The sequence below is a fragment of the Paracoccus sp. BR5-17 genome (assembly GCF_055693925.1).
Map to the genome: position 1 here is coordinate 2,283,337 of NZ_JBVFUV010000003.1, position 12,377 is coordinate 2,295,713.

The following is a 12,377-nucleotide window of genomic DNA, read 5'->3' on the forward strand; positions in this document are numbered from 1 at the left end:
GGCGGCCGCAAGGGCGAATCGCAGGCTGTCACTCGGCCGAGGGCTGGGCGGATGGCCGGGTGGCGGCCGGCCGGCGGCGCAGCCGCAGGGTGATGATCTCGCCGCCGCGCTGATCGCGTTCCAGATTGACGCGGGCGCGGCCAAGAGGCGGCACGGCAAGGGTTTCCCCGGCCGACAGCGCCTTGCCAAGCTGGGCCAGGGTCGCCTCGATGATCGGGCGGGCATCGGCCTTCTTGGCGCCGCTGGCCGCCACCACGCGGTCCACGAAATCCTTTTTCTGAAGAACGTGCGCCGCTTGCGGATGGCCCGGAACCGATCCCGGCTCCGCGCCCGGCGGGGAAATACGCTTGATCATCACACACTCCACCAACGAGACCACGAGCCTTAGGGTGGAGCGTGTCGGACCTTACGTCAACATTAATTAGTTAACGGACGGCTTGCGGCGGTCGGGGCGTCAGCGTTCGCCCCGGCCCGGCTTGCCCTTGCGCGGGGCCGCGAACTTGGCGCCGCGGTCCCGGCCGCCCGCGGGCTTCGACGGGCCGGCCTTCGGCGCCCCTGTCCGGCCGGTCTTGGCGCTGCGGTCCTCGGCCGTCCAGCGGGGCTTGCGCGCCCTGGCCTGAGCATCCTCGCCCCGGCTGTCGGTGCGCAGGGCATCCTTCGGCTTGGCGTCGGGCTTGCGCTGCGCCGGGCGTTCTGCGGGACGCGCCGCGCGGTCCAGATCAGGCTCGCCCGGAAGGCGGCGCATGATGAGGTCGGGCTCAAGCTCGGTCGCCTCGCCGAACCTGCCGGCCTGGGCGACGGCAATCTGCACGAAGGTCTCGTTCTCGCGCACGCGGATGGCGCCGATGGCGTCGCGGTTGATGCCGCCGGCGTCGCAGATCTTGGGCAGCAGCCAGCGGGCCTCGGCCCGGCCGGTATGGCCCACCGACAGCGCGAACCAGACGGCCTCGCCGAAGGGAGGACGCTCGCGCGGGGCCGAGGGGGCGCGATCCTGCAGGACGGTCAGTTCCTCGGGGGCGGGGCGGCCTTCGCGCCACAGGCGGATGAAGGCCTGGGCCAGCCGCTGGGGACCGAAGCGGTCCAGCAGCACGCCCGCCATAGCCGATTCCTCGTCGTTGCCGTCCTTCAGCGCCGGGTGGTCCAGCATCCGGGTATCGTCCTGGGCCCGAACCTCGTCGGCCGAGGGGGCCGGTCCCCAGGAGGCCTCGACCCGGGCGCGCTTGAGCAGCATCTGGGCCTTGCGCAGGTCCGAAGGCATGACGATCAGCGCGGACACGCCCTTCGAGCCTGCCCGCCCGGTGCGGCCCGACCGGTGCAGGAGCGTGTCGGGATTGGTCGGCAGGTCGGCGTGGATCACCAGTTCCAGGCCCGGCAGGTCGATGCCGCGCGCGGCCACGTCCGTCGCCACGCAGATCGAGGCCCGACCGTCGCGCAGCGCCTGCAAGGCATGGGTCCGTTCCTGCTGGCTCAGTTCGCCGGACAGGGCCACGGCCTTGAAGCCCCGGTTGCCCATGCGGGCCAGCAGGTGGTTGACGTTGGCGCGGGTCTTGCAGAAGATGATCGCGGTGCGCGCCTCGTGCAGGCGCAGGATGTTGAAGATCGCAGGCTCGCGGTCGCGGGCGGCCACGGTGAAGGCGCGGTATTCGATGTCACCATGCTGGCGCGATTCGCCCTGGGCGACAATGCGCAGGGCGTGGCGCTGGAAGGTGCCGGCCAGCTGTTCGATCGCCGGCGGCACGGTGGCCGAGAACATCAGCGTGCGGCGGTCGGCGGGCGCCGCCTGCAGGATGAATTCCAGATCCTCACGGAAGCCCAAATCCAGCATCTCGTCGGCCTCGTCCAGCACCGCGACGCGCAGCGCCGACAGGTCCAGCGAGCCGCGCTCGATATGGTCGCGCAACCGGCCCGGCGTGCCCACGACGATATGCGCGCCCCGTTCCAGCGCCCGGCGTTCGCTGCGGTAATCCATGCCGCCGACGCAGGTGGCGATGCGGGCGCCGGCCTGGGCGTAGAGCCAGCCCAGTTCGGCCGCGACCTGCAGCGCCAGTTCGCGCGTCGGCGCAATGGCCAGCCCGACGGGGGCAACCGCATCGGGCAGCGCGTCGCCGTCCAGAAGTTGCGGCGCGATCGCCAGCCCGAAGGCCACCGTCTTGCCCGAACCCGTCTGTGCCGAAACCAGCATGTCGCGGCCCGCGGCATCGCTGCCCAGAACCGCCTGCTGAACCGCGGTCAGGCTGGCATAGCCCTTGTCCGCCAGAGCCGCGGCCAGCGGCGCGGCTATCGTGTTGTCTGTCATGTCATCGCCAGAATGGGGGTGCCTTACACCCGTGTGATGGCACCGCGATCCTTTGCGACAGACATCTCCCCGCGTCCGCCGTCCCGGAAATCCGAAGCCGAAGGGGCGCTTCTACGGGGACTGGTGGCGGAAGTCAAAGGAATAAGGCCTCAGCCCATGCCAAGCGCCTGCTTGTACATCTCCAGGATGGCTTCCTCTTCGGCGATGTCGTCGCGGTCGCGCTTGCGCAGGGCCACGATCTTCTTCATCACCTTGGTGTCATAGCCGCGGGCCTTGGCCTCGGCCATGACCTCTTTCTGGCGTTCGGCGATGTCCTTCTTCTCGGCTTCCAATTGCTCGAACTGCTCGATGAACTGGCGCAGCTCGTCCGCGGCCACGCTGTAAGCCTGATCGTCCATCATCGCGATTCCTTCCCGTAGTGATCCTGCCCGTCCTTGGCCGCACCTGTTAGGCGGTCTTGCCGCGCGGCGCAATCGCCGCTAGGGCGCGGGCGGTGATGGGCGGGGATGATCCGATGACGATTTTCGACGGGCTGATCTGGGGCGGCGCGGTGCTGACGCTGGCGGGGGTCGCGGCGCTGATCTGGTGCATCCTGACGGTGGCGCGCGCGCGCCGGGCGGGGCTGGACGACGCGGCGCTGCGCGAACGGATGCGCCGCGTGGTGGCGGTGAACATGGGCGCGCTGGCGGTGTCGATGATCGGGCTGATGGCGGTCATCGCCGGGATCCTGCTGGGCTGATGCGCGCGCTTGTCCAGCGCGTGACCGAGGCGTCCGTCGCGGTCGAGGGAACCGTCATCGGCCAGACCGGGCGGGGGCTTCTGGTGCTGGTCTGCGCCATGGCGGGCGATGACGAGGCGGCGGCGGCGCGGCTGGCCGCGCGCGTGGCCAGGCTGCGCATCTTTCGCGACGATCAGGGACGGATGAACCGGTCGCTGCTGGACACCGGGGGCGGCGCCCTGGTGGTCAGCCAGTTCACCCTGGCCGCCGACACGCGCAGCGGCAACCGCCCCGGCTTTTCCTCCGCCGCCGCGCCGGACGAGGGGCGGCGGCTTTACGAATTCTTCGCCGAGAGCCTGCGCGCCCAGGGCATCGCTGTCGAAACCGGCAGCTTCGGCGCCGACATGGCGGTGCGGCTGGTCAATGACGGGCCGGTGACGATCTGGCTGGACACCGCCGACCGCGCCTAGAGGATGAAATCCCCAGCCCCCAGCCGGGCCACGTCGTCCACCCATATCTCGAAATCGGCGGTCTTGTTGCCGTTCACGTCGCCCAGGACCAGCACGCCCCCGGCCTGCTTGACCTGCCACACCGAATGCGCGGCGGCGCCACCCGCCAGGGCGAAGGCCTGGTTTCCGCCCCGCCCGGGATGGGCGTCGATGGCCGACAGGTCGATGTCGTCCTGCCCGGCGTGGAACTGCAGGACCGCGTCGCGCTGCGTCCCCTTGGCGCTGTCGCCCGCGTTGCGGAACACGAAGACGTCGCGCGCCATGTCCAGACCCGCCAGCATCCGGTCCTGACCGGCGCCCCCCTCCAGCATGTCGGCGCCGGGAGCCCCTTCAAGCCTGTCCCGGCCGGTGCCGCCGCGAAGCTGGTCCCGCCCTTCGCCTCCGGCCAGGCGGTCGCTGCCCGAACCGCCATACAGCAGGTCGTTGCCCGTCCCGCCGATCAGCGTGTCGTCGCCCCCCTGTCCCCACATCCGGTCGTCACCGCCCCAGCCCTCGAAGCGGTCGGCATAGGCGCTGAGGTCGATCGCATCGGGGCCCGCGAAGATCGAGGCGTAGATCCGGCGGTCGTCGGCATTCCCCCCGGTAATGCCCGCCTTGTAGATGCCGGAGGCAGAAAACGAGACATCCTGGACCAGAAGGATGTCGCGACCGTCATAGAACTCCTCGAGGAGGCCGGTGACGGTCCCCGAGACCACGGCCCCCCGGTCGCCGAAGCGGATGCCCGACCCGCCGAGGGTCAGGACCAGGTCCGTGTAGCCGTCATAGCCGTTGATGGCATAGACATCCTGATAGATCCGGCCGCCATAGGTTTCGAAGATGTCGTTGGAAAAGAGATCCTCCCAGAAGTTGCGGGAGTAGAAGTTGATGTCGATCGCAAGGCTGTCGACCTGAAAATCGGCCTTGACCGTTGCCATGGCGGATCCTTGGGAAGGCGAGGTGAACGGGGACCGCGGGTCCCCGGGCTTCATCCTGTCACCGCGCCCCGGACAGCGCCACGCCGAACTTTAATCTTCGTTAACCGCCCCTTGGCGGTGACGTAACGGAACGGGCCCAAGGCAGGAACGGGCTTGACTTGCACGGCGCGAAGGCCCATCTGGGTCCTGTCGACACCCGCTGCCGCGTGAGCAGCCGCGTTTTCGCCAAGGGTCCGGCATCTCATTCCAGTTTCCCATTCACGCGGGGAGGCTTGCGGGCATCCTCGTATCGCGCCCGCACCCCTGCCGATCGCCGCGCATCGACGCGGCCCCTGCCCTGCATCCGATACGGGGGATGCGGGGACGAGAGATTGATGGAACACAAGAACCCCCGCCGCCCGGCGCGCGCCCAGAAGCCGCGGACAGCGCCGCATCTTGACGCGAACGAAGGCCGCCGCGCCCCGGCGCGCGATCCGCTGCCCACCGGCCCCTTCGCCGACATGGGCATCGACCACCGCATCAACGCCAATGTCGCGGCGATGGGGCTGACCAAGCCCACGCCGATCCAGAGCGAAGCCATTCCCGCGGTCGTCAAGGGCCGCGACGTGCTGGGACTGGCCCAGACCGGGACCGGCAAGACAGCCGCCTTCGGCCTGCCGATGCTGACCCGGCTGATCAACTTCGGCAAGAAGCCCGATCCCCGGACCTGCCGGGCGCTGATCCTGGCGCCGACCCGCGAACTGGCGACGCAGATCGCCACCAATATCGACGCCTATGCCGAGGGAACGCCGATCCGGTCGTTCCGCGTCGTCGGCGGGGCGTCCATCAACGTGCAGACCGAACGGCTGGCGCGCGGCGTCGATGTGCTGATCGCCACGCCGGGCCGGCTGATGGACCTGATCGAGCGCCGCGCCATCAGCCTCGAGGCCACCACCTATCTGGTGCTGGACGAGGCCGACCAGATGCTGGACATCGGCTTCATCCACACCCTGCGCAAGATCGCGCGGATGCTGCCCCGCGACCGCCAGACGCTGCTGTTTTCCGCCACCATGCCCAAGCTGATGGAGGAACTGGCCGACACCTACCTGACCGATCCGGTCCGAGTCGCCGTGAACCCTCCGGGTCAGGCGGCCAAGAAGATCGAGCAGGGCGTGCATTTCGTCAACCAGGGCGACAAGGCGACGCTGCTGGCGGAATACCTGTCCAAGCATCCGGGCGAACTGGCGATGGTCTTTGGCCGCACCAAGCACGGCTCGGAGAAGCTGGCCAAGCTGCTGGAGAAGTGGGGCTTCGCCGTCGCGGCCATCCACGGCAACAAGTCGCAGGGCCAGCGGGAACGCGCGCTGGACGCATTCCGCAAGGGCGCCACGCAGGTGCTGGTGGCGACCGACGTGGCGGCGCGGGGCCTGGATATTCCCGAGGTCGCGCATGTCTACAACTATGACCTGCCGAACGTGCCGGAAAACTATGTCCACCGCATCGGCCGCACCGCCCGCGCGGGCCGCGAAGGCCGCGCCGTGGCCTTCTGCGCCCCGGCCGAGGTCGGCGAACTGCGCGCCGTCGAAAAGGCTATGAAGGCCGCCATCCCCGTGATCGGCGGCGAGGTGCCGGCCGGTCCGGTTCCCGCCGCCCGTCCGCAGGGCGGCAGCCGTGGCAAGCCCATGGGTGCCGGCGCCGGCAAGCGTCCGACGCGCGGCCCGTCGCGGCAGCCGCGAAGCCGTCTGGCCTGACGGCGGGGGGCGCCGTCGCCTCTTTGGGTATTTGAACAAAGAAGAAGCCGCAGGAGATGCCTTCTGCGGCTTCTTGGCCATCTTGCTGACCGCCTGCCCCGGCGCTATCTGGCGCCATGGCCAAGCTGTATTTCCATTACTCGACCATGAACGCCGGCAAGAGCACGCTGCTGCTGCAGGCGTCCTACAACTATCGCGAACGGGGGATGCAGACGCTGCTGCTGACGGCGGCCATCGACAGCCGCGCGGGCCAAGGCCGAATCGCCAGCCGCATCGGCATCGGCGAGGACGCGACGACCTTCGACGCCGGCACCGACATGTTCGCGCTGATCGCGCAACGCGGCGCCGGCTGCGCCTGCGTCTTCGTGGACGAGGCGCAGTTCCTGTCGGCAGAGCAGGTGTGGCAACTGGCGCGCGTCGCGGACGATCTGCATGTTCCGGTGATGTGCTACGGCCTGCGTGTCGATTTCCGGGGCGAGCTGTTCCCCGGATCGGCCGCGCTGCTGGCCCTGGCCGACGACCTGCGCGAGGTGCGCACCATCTGCCACTGCGGCAGGAAGGCCACCATGGTCATCCGCCGGGACGATGGCGGCCGCGCCGTCACCGAAGGCGCGCAGGTGCAGGTCGGCGGCAACGAAACCTACGTGTCCCTGTGCCGGCGCCATTGGCGCGAAGCCACCGGGCACTGACCATCAATTCTATCTCAGGATGTGTCGCCCGCGTTGCGGGACGCAGGGCCTTGTTGTAATCCTGAGAGCCAAACAGGCAAAGGATCTTCCATGCGCGCGTTCCTGCTGCGGCTTCTTGCCGTTCTCACTCTGGCCGCCCCGGCGCAGGCCTTCGAGACGACGGCAAGTTCGGCCTGGGTCTATGACGTGAACACCAGCACGGTGCTGATGTCGAAGAACGCCGAAGTCCCGATCCCGCCCGCGTCCATGTCCAAGCTGATGACGCTCTACATGGTGTTCGAGGCGCTGGAGAACGGCCGCCTGAAGCTGGACGACACGCTGCCGGTGTCCACCAAGGCCTGGAAGATGGGCGGATCGAAGATGTTCGTCGAGCCGCGCGACACGCCGACCGTGGACCAGCTGATCAAGGGCGTGATCGTGCTGTCGGGCAACGACGCCTGCGTGGTGCTGGCCGAGGGGCTGGCCGGGACCGAGGACGCCTTCGCCCGGCAGATGACCGAACGCGGCAAGGCCCTGGGGCTGAAACATTCCGTCTTCAAGAACTCGACCGGCTGGCCTGCCGAGGGTCATGTGATGTCGGCCGAGGATCTGGGGATGCTGGCCATGCACCTCATCAACGACTTTCCGCAGTATTACGACGACTTCGCCCTGACCGAGTTCCGCTACATGGACCGGGTGCCGTCGAACCGCTTCAACCGCAATCCGATCCTGAAGCTGGACATCGGTGCCGACGGTCTCAAGACCGGCCACACGCAGGAGGCGGGCTATGGCCTGGTCGGATCGGCGGTGCAGGACGGGCGGCGGGTGATCTTTGTCATCAGCGGCCTGCAGAGCGAAACCGCCCGCGCCGAGGAAGCCGAGCGGATCGTGAACTGGGCCTTCCGCCAGTTCAGCATGGAAACCCTGGTTCCCGCCGGTGAGACGGTGCTGGAGGCGCCGGTCTGGCTGGGGACCAAGGGCCGCGTCGGCCTGACCACGAAGGACGGGGTGAACGTGCTGCTTCCGGCCGGGTCGCAGGATCAGGTGAAGGTCGAGGCGGTTTACGATTCGCCCATTCCCGCGCCCATCGCCAAGGGCGACCAGGTCGGCCGGCTTGTCGTCTCGGTTCCCGGCACCCGGGATGCGGTGACGCCGCTGCTGGCGGCCGAGGACATCGCCGAGGCGGGCTTTGCCGGGCGCATGAAGGGCGCGGTGATGCAGCTGGGCCACAAGGCCATCGAGGCCGCCGGTCTTTGATGTTCATCAGCTTCGAGGGGATCGACGGCTGCGGCAAGTCCACGCAGGCCCGCCTGCTGGCCGATGCCCTGCGCCTGGAGGGGCGCGACGTCGTCCTGACGCGCGAGCCCGGCGGCAGCCCGGGGGCCGAGGAGATCCGCCGCCTGCTGGTCGAGGGGGCGGGCGAACGTTGGTCGGCCGAAACCGAATGCCTGCTGTTCACCGCCGCCCGCCGCGATCACCTGGAACGCACCATCCGCCCGGCGCTTGCCGCGGGCCGGACCGTCATCACCGACCGCTTCGCCGACAGCACCCGGGTCTATCAAGGCGCCACGCGGGGCGAGTTGCGCGGCTTCGTGGACCGGATGCACGATCTGGCGATCGGCGCCGAACCGGACCTGACCCTGGTGATCGACCTGGATCCGGCCACCGCCCTTGGCCGGGGCAGCGCCCGGGGCGGGGCCGAGGACCGCTTCGAGCGGCTGGGCCTTGACTTCCAGCAGCGCTTGGCCGCCGGCTTTCGCGCCCTCGCGGCCGAGTTTCCCGCCCGCGTCCGCCTGATCGACGGTCGCGGCAGCCAGGCCGAGGTCGCCGCCCGCATCCGGGCCGCGCTGTGAAGGCCGATCCGGACGACATTCCCGAACCCGACCGTGTCCCCGGCGCCCCGCATCCGCGCCACACCGACCGGGTGATCGGGCAGGACGCCGCCATCGCCCGGTTCGTCGAGGCCGCCCGGGACGGAAGGCTGCATCATGCCTGGATGCTGACCGGCCCCCGCGGCGTCGGCAAGGCCACGCTGGCCTGGGCGATCGCCCGCTGGGTCCTGGCCGGCGCCTCTGGTCCCTTCGGCGCCCCGGACACGCCGCAGGCGCGGCGCGTCGCGGCCCTGTCGGAACCGCGCCTGCACCTGGTCCGCCGTCCCTGGGACGACAAGGCGGGCCGCCTGTCGGCGCAGATCACCGTGGACGAGATCCGGCGGCTGCTGGCCTTCTTCCACCTGTCCGCAGCCGAGGGAGGCCGCCGCATCGCCATCATCGACGCGGCCGACGACATGAATATTGCCGCCGCCAACGCCTTGCTGAAGGTGCTCGAGGAACCGCCGCGCGACGCGCTGATCCTGATGGTCGCGCACCAGCCTGCGGGCCTGCTGCCCACGATCCGGTCCCGCTGCCGCACCCTGCGCCTGGCGCCGCTGCAACCCGCCCAGATGGGCAACGTGCTGTCCCACCTGGGCATCGACGAGGATGCCGAGGCGCTGGCCGCCCTCTCGGACGGGTCGGTGGGAGAGGCCTTGCGCCTGGCCGGCCAGGGCGGCCTGGACCGCTATCAGCAGCTTGTGGACCTTATGGCCACCCTGCCCCGCCTGGACCGGCCGCTGGCCGCCGCCTTTGCCGATGCGGCGGCAGGACGCGCGGGGGCCGAAGGCGATCCCTTCGACCTGACGATGACGGTGCTGGACCGCTTCCTGGCGCGCGCCGCCCGCGCGGGGCTCATGGGACCGCCCCTGCCGCAGGCCGCGCGGGGCGAGGGCGCGCTGCTGGCCCGGCTGTCGCCCGATGACCGCGCCGCGCGTGCCTGGGCAGAGGCGCAGGCGCGGCTGTCCGCACGCGCCCGCGCGGGCCGGGCGGTGAACCTTGACCCTGCCGCGCTGGTGATGGATATGCTGATCGAACTGGCGCATCTGCCGCCCGCGCGATCCGCTCTGCCAGCCAAAGGTTGATCCATGTCCCCAGCGGTTCCCGTGCCGATCGTCGACAGCCATTGCCATCTGGATTTCCCCGATTTCGACGGCGAACACGACGCCCTGATCGACCGCGCCCGGGCGGCGGGCGTCACCCGGATGGTGACGATCTGCACCCGCCTGCGCCAGGAACCCCGGGTCCGCGCCCTGGCGGAACGCTATGACGGCGTCTTCTATGCCGCCGGCACCCACCCGATGAGTGCGGCCGACGAGCCCCTGGCCACCGTCGATCAGCTTGTCGGCCTCTCGGCGCATCCGAAGTTCGTGGGCATCGGGGAGACGGGGCTGGACTATCACTATACCGCCGACAGCGCCGACCGGCAGGCCGAAAGCCTGCGGATCCATGTCGAGGCCGCGCGCCGCACCGGCCTGCCGCTCATCATCCATTCCCGCGATGCCGACGACGACATGGCCCGTATCCTGACCGAGGAATACCGGGCGGGGGCGTTTTCCTGCGTGATGCACTGCTTCACCTCGGGTCCGGTCCTGGCGCGAACGGCAATCGATCTTGGCTTCTACCTGTCCATGTCCGGCATCGCCGCCTTCCCACGTTCGGCCGAACTGCGCGCGATCTTCGCCGCGGCCCCTCCGGACCGCCTCCTGGTGGAAACCGACAGCCCCTTCCTGGCCCCGCCGCCCCATCGCGGCAGGCGCAACGAACCGGCCTATGTGGCGAACACCGCGGCCATTCTGGCCGAAGCCTCGGGCATGGACTATCAGCAGCTTGCGGCGCAGACCTCGGCCAATTTCGACCGGCTGTTCGCGAAGGCGGCCGCATGATCCGGGCGACGATCCTGGGCTGCGGTTCCTCGGGCGGCGTGCCGCGCCTCGGGAACCGCTGGGGGGCCTGCGACCCGGCGGATCGCCGGAACCGCCGCCGGCGCTGCTCGCTTCTGGTGGAACGGCTCAGACCGGCGGGGGTGACGCAGGTCCTGATCGACACCGGCCCCGACCTGGTGCCGCAACTGCTGGACGCAAATGTCGCCACCCTGGACGCGGTGGTCTATACCCATGCCCATGCCGACCATATCCACGGCATCGACGATTTGCGGCAGGTGGCGTTCAACGCCGGCAGGCTGATCCCCGCCTGGGCCGACATGCCCACCTCGGAACAGTTGCTGGACCGCTTCGGCTATATCTTCAAGACCCCGCCCGGCAGCTACTACACGCCGGTCTGCGACCTGCACCTGATCGACGGCCCGATCCGGGTGGACGGTCCGGGCGGCCCCGTCACCCTGATCCCCTTCCGCGTCCAGCACGGCGAAATCACCGCCCTGGGCCTGCGCATCGGCGGGCTGGTCTATCTTCCCGACGTGTCCGACATCCCGCAGCCCGCCTGGCCGCTGATCCACGGGGCCGAGGTCTTCATCTGCGACGCCCTGCGTCCCCAGCCCCATCCCAGCCATGCCCATCTGGCGCAGGCGCTGGACTGGATCGCGCAGGCCGGGACGCCCCGCGCCGTGCTGACCAACATGCATATCGACATGGACTACGCCCGAGTCGCCGCCGGCACGCCCGACCACGTCCAGCCCGCCTTCGACGGCATGGTGATCGAAGCCAGTTCGGACACGCCCGACCATCCCGCCGCGCTATGAGCGCGCTGTTCAACATCATCGTCCCGGTCTTCCTGATCGTGGGCTTCGGCTATCTGGTCGCCTGGCGCGGCCTGTTCCGCGAAAGCGCGGTGGACGGGCTGATGGTGTTCGCCCAGAACTTTGCTGCGCCGACGCTGCTGTTCGCCTCGATGGCGCGGCTGGACCTGGGGGCCGAGTTCCGGCTTGCCCTGATCCTGCCCTTCTACGCCGGCGCCTTTTCCAGCTTCTTCCTGGGCTGGGTTGGGGCGCGGCTTCTGTTCCACCGACCGCCTGCCGATTGCGTGGCGATCGGCTTTGTCTGCCTGTTCTCGAACAGCCTGCTTCTGGGCATCCCGATCATGGAGCGCGCCTATGGCCCGGACTCGCTGTCGGGCAACTGGGCGATCATCGCGGTCCATTCGCCGCTGCTCTATACCTTCGGCATCACCGTCATGGAGTTCACGCGCGCCCGGGGCAGCGGGTTGTCGGTGGGCCGCGTCGCCCTGCGCGCCATGACGGGGGTGCTGCGGACGCCGCTGGTGATCGGCATCATGGCGGGCATGGCGATGAACGTGCTGCAACAGGCAGGGCTGGTGATGCCCGAAGGCTTCTGGGGGGCCGTGGACATGATCGCCGGCACCGCGCTGCCGGCCGCGCTGTTCGGCCTGGGCGGCGTTCTCTATCGCTATCGGCCTGAAGGGGATGCGGGCGCCATCGCGATGTGCTGCGCCTGTTCGCTGCTGGTCCATCCGGGCATCGCCTACGGGCTGGCGCGGCTGACGGGGCTGGACGATGTGGGCCTGCGCTCGGCAGTGATGACGGCGGCGATGGCGCCGGGGGCCAATGCCTATCTCTTTGCCAATCTCTACGGCGCGGCCCGGCGGGTGGCCGCGACGGCGGTGCTCGTCGGCACCGCCCTCTCCGTCCTGTCGATCTGGATGTGGCTGGCGATCCTGCCCTGACGCCGCGTCTTCTTTGCCCAAATACCCCA

At 69.6% G+C, this 12,377-nt stretch carries 14 protein-coding genes; 10 read left to right on the plus strand and 4 right to left on the minus strand.

What is annotated here, in order from left to right; translation table 11 throughout:
- Nucleotides 1-28: 28 nt before the first annotated feature.
- The 3 genes from ACZ1HC_RS12825 to ACZ1HC_RS12835 form a co-directional block, all read right to left on the minus strand.
- The gene (locus ACZ1HC_RS12825; RefSeq protein WP_472700330.1) at nucleotides 29-355 is read right to left on the minus strand and encodes an HU family DNA-binding protein; all 327 of its coding nucleotides are present in this window, start codon (nucleotides 353-355) and stop codon (nucleotides 29-31) included.
- A gap of 99 nt (nucleotides 356-454) precedes the next feature.
- Complete coding sequence (locus ACZ1HC_RS12830; RefSeq protein WP_472700331.1) at nucleotides 455-2,296, minus strand: DEAD/DEAH box helicase; 1,842 nt, start codon at nucleotides 2,294-2,296, stop codon at nucleotides 455-457.
- Between the two features lie 149 nt (nucleotides 2,297-2,445).
- A complete protein-coding gene (locus ACZ1HC_RS12835) occupies nucleotides 2,446-2,697 on the minus strand; it encodes a DUF2312 domain-containing protein (RefSeq protein WP_103172693.1) in 252 nt (83 codons plus the stop codon).
- 113 nt (nucleotides 2,698-2,810) lie between these two features.
- Between ACZ1HC_RS12835 and ACZ1HC_RS12840 the strand changes: the two genes are divergently transcribed.
- Together ACZ1HC_RS12840 and dtd are read left to right on the plus strand one after the other, a co-directional pair.
- Nucleotides 2,811-3,035, plus strand: coding sequence for a hypothetical protein (locus tag ACZ1HC_RS12840; RefSeq protein WP_472700332.1), 225 nt, complete (start codon nucleotides 2,811-2,813; stop codon nucleotides 3,033-3,035).
- Entirely contained in the window at nucleotides 3,035-3,484 is a 450-nt protein-coding gene (dtd, locus tag ACZ1HC_RS12845) for a D-aminoacyl-tRNA deacylase (protein ID WP_472700333.1), read from the plus strand. The genes ACZ1HC_RS12840 and dtd overlap by 1 nt, the downstream gene beginning before the upstream one ends.
- Here dtd and ACZ1HC_RS12850 read toward each other — a convergent pair.
- On the minus strand, nucleotides 3,481-4,437 hold the full coding sequence (locus tag ACZ1HC_RS12850) for a calcium-binding protein (RefSeq protein ID WP_472700334.1): 957 nt from the start codon (nucleotides 4,435-4,437) through the stop codon (nucleotides 3,481-3,483). The two genes, dtd and ACZ1HC_RS12850, sit on opposite strands and share 4 nt — an antisense overlap.
- A gap of 500 nt (nucleotides 4,438-4,937) precedes the next feature.
- On the opposite strand from ACZ1HC_RS12850, the gene ACZ1HC_RS12855 reads away from it, so the two are divergent.
- From ACZ1HC_RS12855 to ACZ1HC_RS12890, 8 genes are all read left to right on the plus strand, one after another.
- Nucleotides 4,938-6,167 carry a DEAD/DEAH box helicase gene (locus ACZ1HC_RS12855; RefSeq protein WP_472700840.1) on the plus strand — a complete coding sequence of 410 codons (1,230 nt, stop codon included), beginning with the start codon at nucleotides 4,938-4,940 and terminating at the stop codon, nucleotides 6,165-6,167.
- Between the two features lie 116 nt (nucleotides 6,168-6,283).
- Complete coding sequence (locus ACZ1HC_RS12860) at nucleotides 6,284-6,856, plus strand: thymidine kinase (protein ID WP_472700335.1); 573 nt, start codon at nucleotides 6,284-6,286, stop codon at nucleotides 6,854-6,856.
- Between the two features lie 90 nt (nucleotides 6,857-6,946).
- The gene (locus ACZ1HC_RS12865) at nucleotides 6,947-8,092 is read left to right on the plus strand and encodes a D-alanyl-D-alanine carboxypeptidase family protein (RefSeq protein WP_472700336.1); all 1,146 of its coding nucleotides are present in this window, start codon (nucleotides 6,947-6,949) and stop codon (nucleotides 8,090-8,092) included.
- Nucleotides 8,092-8,688: a dTMP kinase gene (gene tmk, locus ACZ1HC_RS12870; protein WP_472700337.1), complete on the plus strand. Its 597-nt coding sequence runs from the start codon at nucleotides 8,092-8,094 to the stop codon at nucleotides 8,686-8,688. Before ACZ1HC_RS12865 ends, tmk begins: the two co-directional genes overlap by 1 nt.
- Nucleotides 8,685-9,791 (plus strand): DNA polymerase III subunit delta', encoded by a 1,107-nt coding sequence (locus ACZ1HC_RS12875; RefSeq protein ID WP_472700338.1) that lies wholly within the window; start codon nucleotides 8,685-8,687, stop codon nucleotides 9,789-9,791. Before tmk ends, ACZ1HC_RS12875 begins: the two co-directional genes overlap by 4 nt.
- 3 nt (nucleotides 9,792-9,794) lie before the next feature.
- Nucleotides 9,795-10,592, plus strand: coding sequence for a TatD family hydrolase (locus tag ACZ1HC_RS12880; RefSeq protein ID WP_472700339.1), 798 nt, complete (start codon nucleotides 9,795-9,797; stop codon nucleotides 10,590-10,592).
- On the plus strand, nucleotides 10,589-11,407 hold the full coding sequence (locus ACZ1HC_RS12885; RefSeq protein WP_472700340.1) for an MBL fold metallo-hydrolase: 819 nt from the start codon (nucleotides 10,589-10,591) through the stop codon (nucleotides 11,405-11,407). Before ACZ1HC_RS12880 ends, ACZ1HC_RS12885 begins: the two co-directional genes overlap by 4 nt.
- Nucleotides 11,404-12,348 carry an AEC family transporter gene (locus ACZ1HC_RS12890; protein ID WP_472700341.1) on the plus strand — a complete coding sequence of 315 codons (945 nt, stop codon included), beginning with the start codon at nucleotides 11,404-11,406 and terminating at the stop codon, nucleotides 12,346-12,348. Before ACZ1HC_RS12885 ends, ACZ1HC_RS12890 begins: the two co-directional genes overlap by 4 nt.
- Nucleotides 12,349-12,377: the final 29 nt, after the last annotated feature.